Origin of the sequence: Bradyrhizobium sp. BRP19, assembly GCF_020194195.1 — a bacterium.
GTDB lineage: Bacteria > Pseudomonadota > Alphaproteobacteria > Rhizobiales > Xanthobacteraceae > Bradyrhizobium > Bradyrhizobium yuanmingense.
This window is the reverse complement of record NZ_JADYVZ010000020.1, coordinates 1-16,925: the sequence shown is the minus strand read 5'-3', so window position 1 is coordinate 16,925 and position 16,925 is coordinate 1. Positions and strand designations below refer to the sequence as shown.

The window sequence follows — 16,925 nt, the reverse complement described above, 5'->3', positions numbered from 1 at the left end:
CAAGGACAGTGTCCCATGTCGCTGATGGCGCAAGCGGCGCCCAGCTTTCGCACGTCAGATCCCTGGCGCGATCTCACCTCCAAATCTTAGTTCCCGTTCCGCCATACATGCTGTGATCTCCTACCCAATGACGAGCCGTCCCCGGACTGCCAATCGGCATCTTCTCGCGCGGCTGATTTCCGGTCCGACGACCGTCCTGACGAGCGTCAACCTAGATCGTGGTTTGGCCATTGATCCCGGATCTTCATCGGGACTGGCTTCGTCACCGGCGGACCCGCCGATCTGGGCAGCGAAGTTGAGAGCACCGCTTTCCGGAGTCGGGCTGTGGCGTGCGCATCAGCTGTGCGAGGCAGGACGGCAGCAGTCAACAGGCGCAACCCCATCTCATTGACCGTCCAGAGCTAATCTGAAGGAGAAGTTTCGATGATCAACTCATCCCCGGCAGCCGGTATCCTGGTTCGGCTCAGCAAGGCCTCGTCGGCAGAGGATTTTTTTTTGCTGCTAGGCGTCGATTACGACCCTAAGATCGTGAATGTCGCGCGCCTTCACATCTTAAAGCGCATGGGACAGTATCTTGCCAAAGAGCAATTTGCTGGTGCCGCCGAGCCGGAAATCAGAGCTCGGTGCAAGGCGATGCTGGAGCAGGCCTATGCCGATTTCGTGGCATCGTCACCGATCGACCAGCGAGTGTTCAAGGTTTTGAAGGATGCCGTCGCAGACCCTAAGAAGGCCGCTGCCTTTGTCCCGTTGAGCGAGCTGAAGTGATCTCGCGGTCCACTGCAAGCAAGGTTTGCCGGCGGGGCGCCATGGCAACCCGATGTGCAGCCTTCGTCCTTATCCGGGTCAACTCTCTGCAACCACGACCCGAGCGGCGCCTGTCGTATTCCCGACCCATGTCTGGACTGGTCGTGTCCACGGTATCAGCGGCTATTTCAAGTGTCTCCCAAACCATTACTTTCGACTGACTTTCAAGGGTTTTTGCAACTGGTACGACACTTGCTGTTGTCCTGCCGGTATGATCATCGCTGCCGACAGATGCTAGTGGTCCGAGATGAGATTGAAGGAGACCCATGATGCTGCTTTTAGTGCCTGCCGAGCGCTGCGGCATCATCTCGTGGCCTACGATCGCGCAGGTCCGTTCGAAATGGTCTTTGACGCGATCGAAGTTCCGTATCGACGGTCAGATGGTGGTCAATGGATAAGTCGCCCGTTCGCGCTACACCTGGAGAGGGTATGCACAGCGTCATCCCCATCAAATCGGCCCCCGATTCCGCTCAGATTTGTATCCATCTCATGGCGGACAGCACGTTAGGAAGAGGGCCAAGGTCGGCGCATGCGGGTTGTCGGCGCTGGAGGCGCGGGATGGATTGCGTGACAGGTGCGTTGCGGGGATCGCCCTCGCCGTCACAGTCAATGTGGAGCCGCTGGGCCGAAAGTGAGGCGCAGGTATTGCGCAGCGAACGGACACGCCAACTCAGGCATGGAAGCGACCGGTCAGAATCACCGCGGCCGCATTCGTCGAACCCGGCGCGCAAGGGGCCAGTGTGGAAGACCTCTCCAAATCCGGCCGGACCGGACGTCTATCGCGACGACGGGTCTTGTTGTGCGGCCGGTCGGACCAAGCTGACGGGGCAGAGCAACCGGCCACCTGCTGACCAAAAGTGATCTTCAGTCAACGAAGCTAAAAAGCGACCTGTGGCGCGGGCGCGCCTATCTTTGAGAGGAATTTTGAGTATGAGCAATGTCACCAGAACGGCCATGCCGGCGGCGGCCGGCCGCGCAGCAGCAAAAAAGGAACTGCCGGAGCACTTTAAGGCGTACAAACACGTTTGGGTCTTTGTTGAGCTGGAGCGCGGCCAGGTGCATCCGGTTTCCTGGGAACTCATGGGGGCGGGGCGCAGGCTTGCCGACAGGCTAAAAGTGAATCTTGCCGCTGTCGTTATCGGTCCGGAGGGGCAGCACACACGTAACGCCGCGCTTGATGCCTTTTGCTATGGCGCCGATCTGGCCTATCTCGTGAGCGACAATGTTTTGTCGGATTACCGCAACGAATCCTATACAAAAGCGCTAACCGAACTCGTCAACACATACAAGCCCGAGATCCTGCTATTGGGGGCGACGACGCTCGGTCGCGATCTCGCAGGTTCCGTGGCGACGACCCTGTCGACCGGGCTCACTGCCGACTGCACCGCGCTGGACGTCGACGCCGATGGTTCGCTTGCGGCAACGCGTCCGACCTTTGGCGGCTCGCTGCTCTGCACAATCTATACTTTGAACTATCGTCCGCAGATGGCAACCGTCCGCCCGCGGGTCATGCCGATGCCTGAGCGCGTCGTACGCGATGCCGCTCGTATCATCGTCCATCCGCTCGGTCTTATCGAAGACGATATTGTCACAAAAATATTGTCGTTCCTACCCGACCGCGATGCAGAAACGTCCAATTTGGCCTATGCCGATGTCGTGGTTGCGGGCGGTCTGGGACTGGGATCGCCTGAGAACTTTCGGTTGGTGCGCGAGCTCGCAACGCTGCTTGGCGCTGAATATGGCTGCTCGCGTCCTCTGGTGCAAAAAGGCTGGGTCACGTCTGACCGGCAAATCGGCCAGACGGGCAAGACCATCCGGCCAAAGCTCTATATTGCCGCCGGCATTTCCGGCGCGATCCAGCACCGGGTTGGTGTGGAGGGCGCGGATCTGATCGTCGCCGTCAATACTGACAAGAACGCTCCGATCTTCGACTTCGCCCATCTCGCGATCGTCAGTGACGCCATGCAATTGCTACCCTCGCTCACGGCCGCATTTCGCGCCCGGCTTTTGCCGAATTCGCGCGCCCGGATCGCGACGGCCTAGAGGAGATGATGATGATTGAAGAGAGATTCGATGCGATCGTGGTCGGAGCCGGTATGGCCGGCAATGCGGCGGCATTGACCATGGCCAAACGCGGCATGAAGGTGCTGCAGCTCGAGCGGGGCGAATATCCCGGATCGAAGAATGTGCAGGGCGCCATCCTCTATGCCGACATGATGGAAAAGCTGGTCCCCGAGTTTCGAGAGGAGGCGCCGCTCGAACGTCATCTGATCGAGCAGCGGTTCTGGATGATGGACGATCGCTCCCATGTCGGCATGCATTACCGCTCAGACGACTTCAACGAGGAACGGCCGAACCGGTATACGATTATACGGGCCCAGTTTGACAAATGGTTCTCTTCCAAGGTGCGGGAGGCTGGCGCGACCGTGCTGTGCGAGACGACCGTCACCGAGCTTGTACGGGACGAGCGTGAAAGAATCGTCGGTGTTCGTACAGATCGCCGAGACGGCGAAATACATGCCGATGTCGTCGTGCTGGCCGAGGGGGTCAATGGCCTGCTCGGGACGCGCGCGGGCCTGCGCGCGCGGCCGAGACCCGATAACGTTGCGCTCGCGGTGAAGGAGATGCACTTCTTGCCTCGCGAGACTATCGAGGCGCGCTTCAATCTCAAGGGCGATGAAGGCGTCGTGATCGAGGCGGCCGGTACCATTTCCCACGGCATGACAGGGATGGGTTTCATCTATGCCAACAAAGAGTGCATTTCGCTCGGCATCGGTTGTCTCGTTGCCGACTTCCAGCGCACGGGCGGGACGCCCTACGGCCTGCTCGATCAATTCAAGAGGCATCCTTCTGTGGCGCCCCTGATAGCAGGGTCCGAAGTCAAGGAATATTCGGCGCATCTCATTCCTGAAGGCGGGTACAAGTCGATCCCGCAGCTTTATGGCGAAGGCTGGGTCGTCGTGGGCGATGCGGCCCAACTCAACAATGCCATTCATCGAGAGGGCTCCAATCTCGCGATGACTTCCGGCCGTATCGCCGCCGAAGCGATAGGTCTGGTGAAATCGCGCGGCGAGCCGATGAGTGCAACAAATCTGGCGATCTACAAGAAGATGCTGGACGACTCCTTCGTCATCAAAGATCTAAAGAAGTACAAGGATTTGCCGCCCCTGATGCATACGCACTCACAAAACTTCTTTCTCACGTATCCGCAGCTCATCTCCAAGGCGATGCAAAACTTTGTGCGCGTCGATGGTACGCCCAAGGCTGAGAAGGAGAAGGCGACCCTGAAATCCTTTGCCAAGGCGAGGTCATGGACAGGTCTGTTCGGCGATGCTTATCGTTTTGCACGGGCCTGGCGCTGACCGGGACAGCGTGAAGGCTAACAATGGAAGGTCAAAGCATGAATGTCGAACCCCCAGTGCGCGTCGAAGACAAGCTGTATTACAACCGCTATCTTGTCGACATCGGTCATCCTCACGTCAAGGTCCGTGCGCACACGACGCCATCGCCGCAGCTACTTGCACTTTTGAAAGCCTGCCCCGCGCGATGCTACGAGCTCAATGACGACGGCCAGGTCGAGATAACCGTTGACGGCTGCATCGAGTGCGGTACCTGCCGCGTGATCGCCGAGCCCACCGGCGACATCGAATGGAGCCATCCGCGCGGCGGATATGGAGTGCTGTTCAAGTTTGGGTGATGGTGGAAAAAAGGGCGGGCCGTGGTGCGACCGAGGTTAGGCGATAGGATCTCACCGCATGTGTGGCGCATTCCGCGTCAGTTGCACGGCGCCTGGAATTCGAGCAAGACGCTCTTCATGCGGACGCTGCGCAAGACATGATTTGCAGATGTCCCGCTCGTTCGGGAGCCACAAAGGGCTCGTTGTGGCGTCACTGAGTGGCGCCACAACGCAGTCGATCGTATGGCAGAAGAAGGATCAGCCCCTCGCCCGAGAGGGGGTGGGCCCAGCGGCCTCGATTGCGATCGCCACTGACTGCATGATCGCGGCAAAGCGTACGGCGGTCTGGATCGCTTCGGAACTGACGCCCGCGGCTCTCAGTGTCTTCTCATGGGCATCGATGCAAGCACCGCAGCCGTTTATGGCCGAGACCGCAAGCGACCACAGCTCGAAATCGGACTTGTCGACGCCGGGATTGCCGATGATGTTCATACGCAGCCGTGGCGGCATCGTCTTGTATTGCGAGTTGGAAACGAGGTGAGCGAAGCGGTAGTAAACGTTGTTCATTGCCATGAGGGAGGCTGCGGCTTTTGCTGCGGCGATCGCCACAGATGTCATCACGGCGGCGGCAGCCGATTCGATCGCGGCAATCAGGGCTGCGTTGCGGGTGGCAATAGCGCTCGCCAGCAGCAGCCCGTATTTTTGCTGTGGCGAAAGCGTCTCATCGGCCACCAAGGAGGTCAAGTTAAGCCTGACATCCTTCGCAAAATCTGGAATCCTGTCGCTTAGTTGTTCGATCGACGACATGCTGCCTCAAGCAACCTTCAAGGTTTCGCCGCCGATTTCGCGGTTGCAGGGACAGAGCTCGTCGGTTTGCAGCGCGTCCAAAACGCGGAGCGTGTCCTTAGGACTGCGCCCGACACTGAGATTAGTCGCATAGACGTGCTGGATCGTATTTTGGGGGTCAACAATAAAGGTGTAACGATAAGCAACCCCTTCAGGTGAACGCACGCCAAGACCATCGACGAGCGTTCCCTTTGTGTCTGCAAACTGCCAGATTGGCAGATTGTGCAGGTCGACATGTGAACGCCGCCAAGCGAGCTTGCAGAACTCGTTGTCAGTCGAACCACCGAGTACAATCGCATCGCGGTCGGCGAATTCCTTGGAGAGCCGCGCAAACTCAGCGATCTCTGTCGGGCAGACGAAGGTAAAATCCTTGGGATAGAAGAAGATGACCTTCCATTTTTCTGCAAAACTCGCCTCGGTCAGTGTCTCGAATGCACTCTGTCCTCCTTCTTCCTGCGCTTGAAAACCGGGCTTCACGCCTGTGATTTCGAACGGCGGCAACTGACTTCCAATTCCGAGCATGCTGTCCTCACAAATTTGCTTTTGTAGATCGTGATTTCACTGTTGAAGCAAACTATATGCCATCCGTTCTCGGGAGTGGATTCCAGCGGCTTTGATACGAGCATGCTCGCGCGCTTGGAGAGTCGATCAGCGCTAAGTTCTGAAAAATCAGTAGCCAAGCGCTTCGCTCCAACTATTTACGATCACAAGGCAGCAGCGTGCCAACGCCCGCGCTGAAGGGTCGCCAGTCGGCAAGGCATTTCTTCGGAACGGCCGTCAGGACTACACCTCGGGTGATCGCGTCAACGAATTCGGCGCGCAGGCCCCGGCCAGCTGCTTCTTGTCTGGCGAATTTGTTGGTCATGAGAAGATCGAACTTGTTGCGAAGTGCCTGGGAAAGGACAGCTGCTGCCTTGGCAAGCGCATTTGTACCGAGATTACAGGACCTCCGCTGCTGAGTGGCTGGGAGATCGAGATCTCTTGTCCCGTCGCAACGTCGATTGTGAGCATGACGTGCGTCACATTTGCACGCATCGAGTGTCGCTGCACGATGCCGCCGAAGCGTAGGCCTTGCTGCGCGATATCCTGAGCGAACTGGGCGAGTAGCCTATCGGCATCGTCTTTTGGGCGGTAGCGAATTGCCCCCACACTATACGGACGTATCTGATCCAGATCGTCGATCACGGCTGGGATCCTGTTGATGTGTTTCTCTTTTCGGGGAATAGCTGTCGACGTTCTCATGCGGGTCGTGGCGGGTGTTGCAAGCACCGCTCGGCAGCCGCAAGCGGAACGGCGCGAGCGACCTCGGCGAATACGTCCGCTCCATCGCTGAGCCGTAGCGCATCAAAGGACCGGCGCGTGATGCGCGCCAAGAGCTACGCCAGAACGGCCAATTTCAACAGTCAGAAGAAGGTGACCTCTGCCTCGTCGAACGGCAGAGAGGCTTTGTGCGTGCCGGAAATACGTTGAGGATAGAGCTTGCACGCGGGCGCTCACACGCAATGCTGACGTCGCCGGCTGCGATGCGGAGCCGCAGCTGCGCGCCCGGTCTAAGCGGCACTCCAGGTATCAGAAGGCGTGCCCCCTCTAGGCGGAGCATGATCAGCCCATAGCGTCCGTAGCCGCCGACCACGGTATCAAGACAGACTGCCGCGTCGCGGCGCCTGGCAAGCGCCGGATCGCTCTAAACGACATTGAGCGGCCCTGCCGCAGTCATGACGCCATCTTTCATCATGACAAGATGATCGGAAAAACGCTCGATACAGCGATGTCATGGCTGATGTAGATCATCGGCAGTGGGAGCTGTTCCCGCAGGCGCTCGAGAAATGGTAGGATCTCGCATTTGGCGGAGCGGTCGAGCACAACGAGTGGATCGTCCAGCAAATGCAGCCTAGGCTGGCCTAACAACGCGCCGCCAAGCGCAAGTCGCTGTCGCTCGGCCGCGGAAAGATGCGATGGCGAACGCTCGAGCAGTGGCGCCAAGGCGAGTAATTCGACCACACCATCAAAATCGATCAGTGTCGGTGTCGATTTTGACGCGTTATGTAGAAGGGTGCGCCGTACAGACCAATGAGAGAAAAGAATTGGTAGCTGGAATACATATGCGACGGGACGCAGATGAGGCGGTCGAAATGTCGTCTCATCCTGCCAAATCGCTCCATCGACCGCACAAAATGCGTTCGGCAGACGCTGCACGCCAGCGATGCAGCGCGCGAGTGTGGTCTTGCCGCACCCGGGCGGACCCAAAGTCGCTGTGACGCCTTTGGCTGGTACGCTGAATTGCGCATCTAGCGGAATGTTTGCGAGAGAGCCGTTGAACGTAACCGCTATATGGCCCGCTTTTGCTTCTCTCATGAACCTGCGCCGGTGCTGTATCTTCCCATCCAAGACACGAGCACAATCACTGCAATGGAGATCATGACCATGCCTCCGAAAATCCAGTCCGTGCCGCTCCAGCACGGCGTCTCTACTCGGGTGAGGGCATAAGGTGCGGCGGCGAACTGCAGAACGGAGTTAAGACCAGAGGCTTCTTCATCTCCCAGCCGCGAGGATTGTGACAATCGGACGCTGCCCGGTTGCGCTTGCCAATGAGACACCTAGCAACGCGACGTTCTCAGCCTGCTTGGCAAAGCCGAGGGCTTCTGCTGAATGTCCAAATGGCCGGGCTTGAGAGGTTTGACGGTAAAGATTTCGGCTCGCGCCAGAGCTGAATACTGGCTCGGGATCAGAAGTCCGCATCAAGCCTCCCACAGCGTTGCTAGCCGATTTGAAGTTTGCGCCGGTCGCCATAGTCGTGGCCCCTGCATTCTCGGGTGCGAGCAGCATCAAAGCTAGATCGATCAGGATGAATCGGATAAGCCTCATTGGAACTCCGGCTCCGCCGTCGCGACTGGTTGATCCCTGCCCAGCAATCCGCGTGCCGCTTCAATGAATATCTGCGCGTCTAGCGGTGAAGGAGGCTTTGTATCGGGCTCCACTCGGCGTAAATCGCCGCATGTCATTGTAGGGCTTTGGACGCTCGCGTCACCAACCGCACATGCAGGAGCTACGAAGTGGAAGCTGAGGATGATCGATCGCCTCTTGCATTGGAGATGGTGCTTTGGCGAACATGCGGCCGTAAAACTCGTCAATGATGCACAAGTCCATGTCATCCGATTTGGCGCACCTTCCGGTGTGCGCGGAGGTGAAAGTCGGCAGCGGGGCGCTTGGAAAAAAAGGGCTGATGTGAGATGAGATGCTGTGCCCGCGAGCTACGGGAGAACGTCTTCCTGGCCGCACCGGTCGCGGGCGCATCTCAGGCGCGCGGGCCTTTGTTGCAACGCGAGGTGACCCAGGATTGAGCTGCCCAAGTTGGATACTTTTACAGGCTCCGAAGGAATTCTTGCGTCAGCGACGAACCGTTGGGACTCGAGGCTCGCAATTGCAGCCTGCTAAATGCTCCAGCTTGGACCGCGATATCGCCTGATTTCGCTGCGGCAGCGGTATCTTCCTCGCTAATCACAACGCAGCGTGTCGCTATCGTGAAGGCTTATTTGTCTAGGCAAGGTTTTGGGGTTGCAATGGTCCGCGTTGGCAGCATCGGGTAATCGATCTTTGGCAGCTGCCCGGTGAGCGAATTCAGAAACGCTACAATCTCGTCAGATTCTTCGTCACTGAGCTTTGCGCCAAGCTGAACCTCACTCATCACGCCAACCGCTTGCTTAAGACTCCAAACCTGACCAGAATGGAAGTAAGGAGGGCGCAACGCGACGTTCCGCAACGGCGCCGAGCGGAAAACATACTCGTCCCCGAGATCCTTGGTGATGGCAAAGCGACCCTTGTCCGCCCTCGGAAGCAGCCTTTCGGCGGGCTTTTCAATCATGCCGAACGGGAAGTATTCTTGTCCACCGACGTTGATTCCGTTGTGGCAAGAGGAGCATCCCTTTGCGATGAATAGCTTTAGCCCAGCTTTCTGCTGATCAGTGAGAGCATATTCATCGCCCTCGAGGTACTGATCGAATGGGGCGGCGGGAGTAATCAAGGTCGCCTCGAAAGCCTCGATGGCCTTGGCGAAATTTTCAAACGTAATTGGCGTCGCATCGTTGGGAAAAGCCTTGCTGAACATAGCGACATAATCGGTCATTGAATTCAATGTTCTGAGCACGCGATCGGGCGTCGTATTCATTTCGATGCTGGCCTGGACAGGGCCCGCGGCCTGCGCCTTAAGATCCGCCGCGCGTCCATCCCAGAACTGCGCCACGTTGAAGACTGCGTTATAGACTGTTGGCGCACGACGTGACCCCAGCTGCCAGCGATGACCAATCGACGTCGGGCCGGCATCTACCCCGCCCGTCCCAAGGTTATGACACGTGTTGCAGCTAATAACCCCGCTCGCCGATAGCCTCGGATCGAAAAACAAGGATTTGCCAAGTGTGACCTTTTCATGGGTGATAGGATTGTCCTTCACCGCTGGAACGGTTGAGGGAATCGGCTTGAAAATGCGCTTGGCGGCGCTCATCAAATCCTCATTGGCGCCTGCTGCTGGCGAAACCAGAATGGCTGAGGCCATAACACTTAACCTGCCGACCCTGGAAAACTCGCGTACCGCTAATCTCTTCATGTGAAGTCTCGCTTTTCTCCTAGATCGTGGATTCGCGAACATAGCCCTCGGTCCCAGAAAGACCTGTAGCAGTCAACGTCGAATGGTGTCTTCCGTGTTCCGGCTAGGCCGCACCAAGGCTGACGTTCTGCCGGTGTTACTAGCAACCGGTGTGCCAGCGGGGCTCAAGGTCGAAGCTGCTGAGCCGGTTTAAAGCAATTGCGCACCGTGAATAGCAGCAGGCCGCATGAGGCTGTCATCGATGGTACGTGGCAGTTGCGACAATCACCATCCAGGCAAGGTATCCTGGCCTGTCGGTCCAAACCTCTGTGCTTCTCGGAAAACCCATCTACCGAACTCTTTTGACTCTGCAAATCGGATCGCGAACAAAAGGAGCTGCGTCGACGCAGTTTGTTACTGATCGTCTCGATGCGTGCCCTTTGCGGCTTCAACCGCTTCACTAAGCTAAGCGTCATCCACCAGCATCGGTAACGTTCCTACCCCGGAGGCAGCCGGTCCGGCGCGCAGTTGTCGGGAGTTCGTCCTGCTGCGCCCAATGAGGGCATGCCCGTCTCAGAGCGATTCACACATGCCGGACGACGCTCAAAGTGCTTGAATCGACCGTAGCGTCAGGTTGTAGGCCTTGCGAAGGCAGAACGCCATATTGGGAGCCAGCATCGCCGCACATGCTAAACAGCCGATCTCTGTTGGACCTCCGTGTCTTCGCAACGAGCGTGTTATTCGTGGCGGGACGATGATTCGGGAGGCCGTAATCATTGCGGCTGCCCCGCAACAGCGCGACCATGGCTGCCGAGGCGCCGGTAAACAGATTGAGGAAAGAGTAATAGTTACCGATATGCGGCTTAAGACAGATTTGGTGGGTCATGAGCGACGAATGAGCTGGATTCCCAATGCGCATCGCTGTGCAGCGGCCCTCATTGCGATCGTGATCGCGATCGCAGCGGCGTGGTGCACAGGCTACGCTCGCGCGCGAGATCGGCGGGCCGAGGAAGTCTTGACCTCCTGCAGACCGGACGTGATGCGCTTCTGTAACCGCTTTACAGGGCGTGGCGATGCGGACGTGGCCATGTTTTGTCTTAGGGACAATTTCAAGAACTTGCGCGGAGAATGCCGCCGCAGGATGCCAATCGCGGCGGAGAGAAACGACCGACCGAGACGGCGTCTCAACAGGCTTCCGGTCGTCCTCCATCGAGAGTGAGGCGTCCGAGCGGCAGTCGCAGAAATCGAGCGACAGTGAGGTGTTCCAGACTGACGGGAGCCGGAGTTTGGCCCGCTTGGTGGCCGAAAGTCGATCGGGCTGAAGCATCAGCCTGCCGAGCCGCAGTTCATTTATCAGGGGCACTGAGCTCTGTGAATCGATTCGCCTCGATCAACGATCGATGTGCGCCCACGCGTGTTACGAGGTTGTAATGCGCTCCGAACTTCGATTTCGTACTGCAGCAGTTGCGCTTTATTCTGAGCTGCTGCCATTCGCTGACTTTGAGGCCGTCGTGAGATTGCCATCGGCCTAACTGGTCGGAAGGGGAATCTGCGTAAACTGTAGTGGTTGCGGCCGGACATTTGCAGAAATCCGTGCTGCTCATCATGGTATGGCGTTGTGCCCGGCAACCAAGTATTTTCCGGCAGCTGGCTAAATCGGCTACAACTGGCAAAAGATCGCCGGTATCCTGGCGTTGGATGTTTCTTCAATAGCGGTCTTCCTCAGATTTCTCAGCTGGGAATTAGCCTGGTCTTGACTGGCGGGCTCAAGGTACAGATACAGCTAGGAAGCCTCTTAGCCGCCCATCGACTTCCCGAAGGAACCGCTTGATGCCATTGCGGCGTTCTCGATGGGCGCTTCAGGGGAGTCGCTTCGTCCGATCGTGGTGCTCTTGGCCGAATACACTTTAGGGCTCAAGGTCAAAGGAAACGACGTCGACAAGAGCCGTTCAAAGGCAGAAAGCTGTTCAAGCAGACGCCTCTCAACGGCCTTGCGCTCTGCGTCAGGTAGGTCCCTTTTAAGGAATCGACGGCAGCGCCAGATTTCGTTCCGCAGCCATCTGATCTCACTTAATGTATCATCAATTGAAGTCATCACAGATCTAGTTCACTTCGTCCCTGGGGTATCAAGCATATCTATCGTCACCGAGCGGCCATTCCTTGGCTCCGCATTCCTGCCGAATAGTTGATCCGAGAACTTGCGACCTCCCGCCTGTTCTTCGCGGTAGGCGGCGAGCAGTTGGATGTATGCCACTCTATCAATCAATATCACCCTACACCGCGCGTGTGACGAGAAATCGCGGCAGATCCTCGCGTTTTCACGGCGCCGCGGTCGTGTGCCTTGCACAATTCCAGCGCTCATTGATTGGTGCGCCAACACCGGAGAGCAGTTAAGCCCATGCCCGCCACGCAGACGGCTCAAGCAGGAGCTGGTAACACACAACGCATGTCCCCATGGTCGATGGCAGCGGAATATGCAAGCGTTTGACGGCTTTGTTGCCTGTTCAGGCGCTGGGCGCGACCTGACTTAGGCCAGCAGCTCGCGACCCCGAACGTAGCGATGTCGACCTCTAGCGGCCCAAGCGGCATAAGGCGATGGCGGCTTCATTGCGAGCTCCGATGGTGGTCGGTCCCGCGCTGCTACGGCCATTCGCAGTCGCTTACCCGATAAATCATCGATGGGCCGAGGTGGACCTCATCAACATAATGGGAAAGCCACGGGGGTGCGATTTTGAGGAAGGCGAGCCAGGCTGACTGCGATCCACGGCGCGCGCCAGCCAATCAAAGAAACGCACGCGCCGGGATTGGATCTTGGTTATCCAAGGTAAAATGTCGGCTGGACGCAGTGTCGAGCCAAATGAGCATTCCACAGACAATCATCGCTATCGACATCCGCTGTGCACGCCTCAGAAGACCGATTTATTAGCTTGAATCTCACGTTGCGACAGGTTGTACGCTTGCTGATCCGTTGACGGCGCAACGCAAATGGAGACCGAGAGGACGGCCTGCTGATTGCTAGTTTTCTCGTTTTGCGGGCGATGGCCAGGAAAGCCATTTCCGTGGTCACACGGGGCGCCGGGCCAGCCATTGCCCCTACACTGATCAGTTGGAGTCGCCAGATCGCAATGATGGAATGATGCAGGCAGCAGAATATGGTTGACCACAGCCGTAGGCGCTTTTAACGCAACAGCGAAAGCGCGCTGGCTAAACAGCCCGCGCTCGCAAGCAGATACTCCAACGGAATAGCCGGTCACTCCGGCCAGAGGATGACCCGCAGCACTGATGCCGCGCAGAACGCTGCGGTGAAAGCTCGGAAGGCCTTATGTCCTTTCAAACCACCCTCACGAGGGCGCTAGGCGAAATCGATTGCGCCGGCGACATCGTTAAATGCTCAACAGTGGTGGTCACGCGCAACAAGCAACTGCGCACCGTCGACCTTTCGATGTTCCGGAAAGGGGCGGCGGTTGAGTTTCAATCTAGATTTCTGCCGAGTTTCGAGGAAAGCATCCGCGTCGGAAGATCGTGGGCTACGCCACGACATGCAATGCGTTGAGCCGAAAGGCCGGAGGCCAGGCCGGCCAGGACGTTTGCCAGAGAATAGCTTCTCGAGTGTCGCATCTTGACGGCGTTCTGATTGGGAAGGTCGGAATTAGGGCCCCTTCCATATTTGTACCATCATTCGGTCGGCACACTCCAAAAGAGCGGAATGCCGCTGTGGAGCTATCAGAATCGTGCAACTCACGCAATCTGAAGCCGTGCGCGTGTGCTGAGGATAAGCGGTCCGAGCAGGTGAGGTAAACGACCATCTCTCGAAAGCAGAGTTCAACGGGCATGAAGCTGCGATGTTGAAGACGACTGTCCGTCGCAGCGACACTCTATGCGATGTGGTCGCCAAAGGAACTGAACAAAAAATCAGAAGGACTAGGTCTTGAGCCAGGCGGAGAATGACGTCGTCGAGCACATGCTCTCGTCATTGACGACCAGCGTGTTGCAGAATCGTATCGCACCCTCCGAGGAGCAGGTGATGCATCATTTTGGGGTAGCCTGCGAGAGAGTGGGGCTGATTGCGACCGAGGAGATAGCAATACGTATACTGAAACGAGTTTCATGCGAGATCAACAAGTCTCAGTCGATGCTCAAGTTCATTGATCGCGGCGCCGCTCGATTACACTGAGCTTGACATATAAACTCTGTCGCATCAGTGCAGATACAGCTGTCCGGTCATTCAGTCGAACGTGCACGGATCAAGAGCGTCTCATGGGCGCTTGCCTGTCGAGGTCTGCGACGGTAAGCCGAGGGGGATGGCCGGTTCACGTGGCCGATGTCAAAAACGCGAGGAACTCGTCATCGGAGAATTTAACGAGCCCGTGTTGTTAACATTTGAGTGCGCGCGGGTCTCGTAGCCAAGGGCGAGCGGCGTTAGGCGCGATGGGCTGCAAGCTTTTAAGCTCAGCTATAACACAAGCGTTTGAACGCGGGGAGAAGTGGGGCCGCCTCGCCGCAAGCGACAGCAAAGTTGCCGGCGCAAGCGCGCCGCTGCCGGCGTGCCGGCGCCCGGCATCAGTCGGCCCAGCTCGAATTCATTCGCCTGCGGGGCGCTGAGCCTAAGGTTGAGAAATTGATGGGGACCATTCGCCATTTTGTCGCTCCGCGGTCCGTCAGCTTATCGACAGCTAGCTCTCGTATCATGAACGTCGCTACTCGCTTGCAGGCCCGGCTCAATGGGCACAGATCTGGCAGGCGAGACCAGGGTGGACCTCAACATCAACCGATCCAGGAGGCGAGACTTCGCCCGGGTTCGCTGCACCGTCTGCAGTTCCTCGGTGGCACTCGCAGCAGCGTATTCGCGCCAGTCGTGCGTGACGGCCCCCCTCTGTGATCGCAGCTCATTGCGGTTAGCCGGTGGAGCGCCATCCATGGTTGGGGATTACCGGAAGATGCGCCGCCCCGGCGAGTTCGCTTAATTTTTGCTACCGAAAGGACGACATCGATGAATGCAGAACAGCTCGGCCCTGGTACTCCTTCCGCAACTTCCAATTCGGAAAGCTCCGAACTGGGCTCTGCGGGCGCATCGCAATGGGGAGAGGCCTTGACGGACGTGCAGGCGTCCGCTGCCGAGGCCACTGCCTGGCAGGAGGAGGTGTTGACGGATTGGGCTGCCGAAGACGGGCAGGGGCAAAATGAGGATCGGCAACAGGCGGTCAGTCGAACGAGGGCTTGGCGGCGCGCGGGTGATATCAACGAGCTGCTAGATCTGTCGTCACTGTCCCTGACCGCGTTGTCTGCGCCCATTCTGGCCGGGGTGCGCCGCCTGAATGTCGATGACAATCAGCTCAACAGCCTGCCCGAACGCCTACCAGCAACGCTTCAGGAGTTGGACGCCCGCGGTAACCGCCTGACCCAACTGCCCGGGCTTCCAGCAGGGCTCCAGCGTCTGAACGTCGAGTACAATCAGCTGACGGACCTGCCCGAACCTCTTCCCGCCGAGCTCGAATGGCTCAGCGCGAGCCACAACCGGCTGACCAGCCTGCCTGAGACGGTCCCGCCCCAGCTGATATGGCTCGGCGCCAGCAACAACTATCTGACCAACGTACCCGAGACCCTGCTGACGCAGCTAAGCAGTGACTCGAGCGTTGATCTGGAGAATAATCCGCTTGCCGAGCGGGTGCAGGCCGGCTTGGCAACGGCCATGCATGCCGAAGACTATGCCGGCCCTCAGGTTTTCTTCTCAACCGCGGATGGACCGGTGGAAGTTCAGCCGCGGTCCCTGCAAGAGGTTGCCGCGGACTGGCTCGAGGGCGAGCCCACGGCAATGGCCACTTGGCAGCACTTCGCCCATGAACCGGGGGCCGCGGACTATGCACGCTTCCTCGACAGGCTCCGGGGCACGGTGAACTATGGCAACGAGGCGTTCCGCCAAGCGGTCGCCGAAGATTTGCGGCAGGCAGCCGTCAGGCCGCATTTGCGCGAGGAGTATTTCGAGTTGGCTTCGGGAGCGAATGCGAGCTGCGAAGATCGCATTACTTTGGCCTGGAACGGCATGCAGACTGCACGCCTGAACGCTGATGTCGAGGACGGCGTCTATGATGGGCGACTGGGCGAACTGCTCCAGCACGGCCGCGTCATGTTTCGCTTGGAAGCTCTGGACGGAATCGCGCGCGAGAGGGTCAACTCGCTTCGTCGTGCCGATCCCGACGCGGAAGTCGATGAGATCGAGGTCTACCTTGCCTATCAGACCCAGCTGCGGGACGCGCTGGAGCTGCGGCACATCGCTCCCGACATGCGCTTCATGAACGTCTCTCAGGTGAGCGAGGACGATGTGGCCAGGGCCGAGGCATCGGTGCGGAACCAGGAAGCCGCGGAATTTCCGAACTATTTAGCAGCGCGCTGGCAACCATGGGAAAGCGTGGTGAGGCGCATCGCACCCGAAGACTATGCTGAAATGCAGGAGCGCCTCGTCGACGCGATGGGCGTACAGTTTCAAACCCGCTTGGATGAGCGACTGGCCGAGCATGGTCTGACAGGCGATGCCGATGCCGAGCGGGTGCTCGGCGCCCAGATACGCAACGAGATCGCCCGCGAGATCAAAAGCGCGGTCATGCACCAGGTGCTCGGGAAACTCGGCATTGAGCTAAGAGCGCCCTCCGACGCAAGGGCCCGTCGATCTGCCTAGTCGTCTGTTAAGAAGGCGAATTGAGCGCGGCGGGACGACCGAACGTGCGCCATAGCTGGAGCAGGATGAGGCACAAGAGTTCTCTGAGTCAGGCGAGGATGCGGCGGAAGTTGTGGCCCACGGCTGAGAGGATGACGTTAGCCGCATCGCCGGCGCGGCCTTTGAGGTAGCAGCGGCCGAGGTGACCATCGGCCTTCAGGTGTCCGATGATGGGTTCGACGGCGGAGCGGCGGCGCAGCTCGCGCTTGATGACACCGAAGACGCCGCGCTTCTGGCCGGAGATGAAGATCCGTCGGGGATTTTGTGCGTCGTGGCCGCGGTATCCCTTGTCGACATAGGCCCGCTCG

At 58.4% G+C, this 16,925-nt stretch carries 11 protein-coding genes and 2 pseudogenes; 6 read left to right on the top strand and 7 right to left on the bottom strand.

The genetic code is table 11. The features are described 5' to 3' along the window. Positions 1 to 423: 423 nt before the first annotated feature. The 4 genes from nifW (at position 424) to I6F36_RS33540 (ending at position 4,501) form a co-directional block, all read left to right on the top strand. Positions 424 to 765 carry a nitrogenase stabilizing/protective protein NifW gene (gene nifW / locus I6F36_RS33555; RefSeq protein WP_225144494.1) on the top strand — a complete coding sequence of 114 codons (342 nt, stop codon included), beginning with the start codon at positions 424 to 426 and terminating at the stop codon, positions 763 to 765. A 969-nt stretch (positions 766 to 1,734) separates the two neighbouring features. Beyond that, positions 1,735 to 2,847 carry an electron transfer flavoprotein subunit alpha/FixB family protein gene (locus I6F36_RS33550; protein ID WP_225129546.1) on the top strand — a complete coding sequence of 371 codons (1,113 nt, stop codon included), beginning with the start codon at positions 1,735 to 1,737 and terminating at the stop codon, positions 2,845 to 2,847. A gap of 11 nt (positions 2,848 to 2,858) precedes the next feature. Beyond that, positions 2,859 to 4,166, top strand: a complete 1,308-nt coding sequence (locus I6F36_RS33545) for an FAD-dependent oxidoreductase (protein WP_225144563.1) — start codon at positions 2,859 to 2,861, stop codon at positions 4,164 to 4,166. A 38-nt stretch (positions 4,167 to 4,204) separates the two neighbouring features. Continuing rightward, a complete protein-coding gene (locus tag I6F36_RS33540) occupies positions 4,205 to 4,501 on the top strand; it encodes a ferredoxin family protein (protein ID WP_027571403.1) in 297 nt (98 codons plus the stop codon). Positions 4,502 to 4,738: 237 nt separating this feature from the next. Here the strand turns inward: I6F36_RS33540 and I6F36_RS33535 are convergent, their stop codons facing one another. From I6F36_RS33535 to I6F36_RS33510, 6 genes and pseudogenes are all read right to left on the bottom strand, one after another. Then, the gene (locus I6F36_RS33535) at positions 4,739 to 5,287 is read right to left on the bottom strand and encodes a carboxymuconolactone decarboxylase family protein (protein WP_225129542.1); all 549 of its coding nucleotides are present in this window, start codon (positions 5,285 to 5,287) and stop codon (positions 4,739 to 4,741) included. Positions 5,288 to 5,293: 6 nt separating this feature from the next. After that, the gene (locus I6F36_RS33530; protein WP_225129540.1) at positions 5,294 to 5,848 is read right to left on the bottom strand and encodes a peroxiredoxin; all 555 of its coding nucleotides are present in this window, start codon (positions 5,846 to 5,848) and stop codon (positions 5,294 to 5,296) included. 172 nt (positions 5,849 to 6,020) lie between these two features. Beyond that, positions 6,021 to 6,568 (bottom strand): annotated as a pseudogene (locus tag I6F36_RS33525) (DUF2478 domain-containing protein). Positions 6,569 to 7,057: 489 nt separating this feature from the next. Continuing rightward, on the bottom strand, positions 7,058 to 7,681 hold the full coding sequence (locus tag I6F36_RS33520) for an ATP-binding cassette domain-containing protein (protein ID WP_225144495.1): 624 nt from the start codon (positions 7,679 to 7,681) through the stop codon (positions 7,058 to 7,060). A gap of 1,174 nt (positions 7,682 to 8,855) precedes the next feature. Then, positions 8,856 to 9,926 (bottom strand): cytochrome-c peroxidase, encoded by a 1,071-nt coding sequence (locus I6F36_RS33515; RefSeq protein ID WP_225172934.1) that lies wholly within the window; start codon positions 9,924 to 9,926, stop codon positions 8,856 to 8,858. 562 nt (positions 9,927 to 10,488) lie between these two features. Then, positions 10,489 to 11,232: a hypothetical protein gene (locus tag I6F36_RS33510; protein WP_225144497.1), complete on the bottom strand. Its 744-nt coding sequence runs from the start codon at positions 11,230 to 11,232 to the stop codon at positions 10,489 to 10,491. A gap of 2,601 nt (positions 11,233 to 13,833) precedes the next feature. Here I6F36_RS33510 and I6F36_RS33505 point away from each other — a divergent pair. Together I6F36_RS33505 and I6F36_RS33500 are read left to right on the top strand one after the other, a co-directional pair. Beyond that, positions 13,834 to 14,079, top strand: a complete 246-nt coding sequence (locus tag I6F36_RS33505) for a hypothetical protein (RefSeq protein WP_225129534.1) — start codon at positions 13,834 to 13,836, stop codon at positions 14,077 to 14,079. 816 nt (positions 14,080 to 14,895) lie between these two features. Then, on the top strand, positions 14,896 to 16,578 hold the full coding sequence (locus I6F36_RS33500) for an NEL-type E3 ubiquitin ligase domain-containing protein (RefSeq protein ID WP_225144498.1): 1,683 nt from the start codon (positions 14,896 to 14,898) through the stop codon (positions 16,576 to 16,578). 91 nt (positions 16,579 to 16,669) lie between these two features. Here the strand turns inward: I6F36_RS33500 and I6F36_RS33495 are convergent. Then, positions 16,670 to 16,925: pseudogene (locus I6F36_RS33495) on the bottom strand (transposase); the annotation flags it as partial.

What these genes read in the sequence shown, in the direction of transcription:
- nifW (WP_225144494.1), top strand. Translation starts at nt 424, where the DNA reads ATGATCAACTCATCCCCGGCAGCCGGTATCCTGGTTCGGCTCAGCAAG.
- I6F36_RS33550 (WP_225129546.1), top strand. Translation starts at nt 1,735, where the DNA reads ATGAGCAATGTCACCAGAACGGCCATGCCGGCGGCGGCCGGCCGCGCA.
- I6F36_RS33545 (WP_225144563.1), top strand. Translation starts at nt 2,859, where the DNA reads ATGATTGAAGAGAGATTCGATGCGATCGTGGTCGGAGCCGGTATGGCC.
- I6F36_RS33540 (WP_027571403.1), top strand. Translation starts at nt 4,205, where the DNA reads ATGAATGTCGAACCCCCAGTGCGCGTCGAAGACAAGCTGTATTACAAC.
- I6F36_RS33535 (WP_225129542.1), bottom strand. Translation starts at nt 5,287, where the DNA reads ATGTCGTCGATCGAACAACTAAGCGACAGGATTCCAGATTTTGCGAAG.
- I6F36_RS33530 (WP_225129540.1), bottom strand. Translation starts at nt 5,848, where the DNA reads ATGCTCGGAATTGGAAGTCAGTTGCCGCCGTTCGAAATCACAGGCGTG.
- I6F36_RS33520 (WP_225144495.1), bottom strand. Translation starts at nt 7,681, where the DNA reads ATGAGAGAAGCAAAAGCGGGCCATATAGCGGTTACGTTCAACGGCTCT.
- I6F36_RS33515 (WP_225172934.1), bottom strand. Translation starts at nt 9,926, where the DNA reads ATGAAGAGATTAGCGGTACGCGAGTTTTCCAGGGTCGGCAGGTTAAGT.
- I6F36_RS33510 (WP_225144497.1), bottom strand. Translation starts at nt 11,232, where the DNA reads ATGCTTCAGCCCGATCGACTTTCGGCCACCAAGCGGGCCAAACTCCGG.
- I6F36_RS33500 (WP_225144498.1), top strand. Translation starts at nt 14,896, where the DNA reads ATGAATGCAGAACAGCTCGGCCCTGGTACTCCTTCCGCAACTTCCAAT.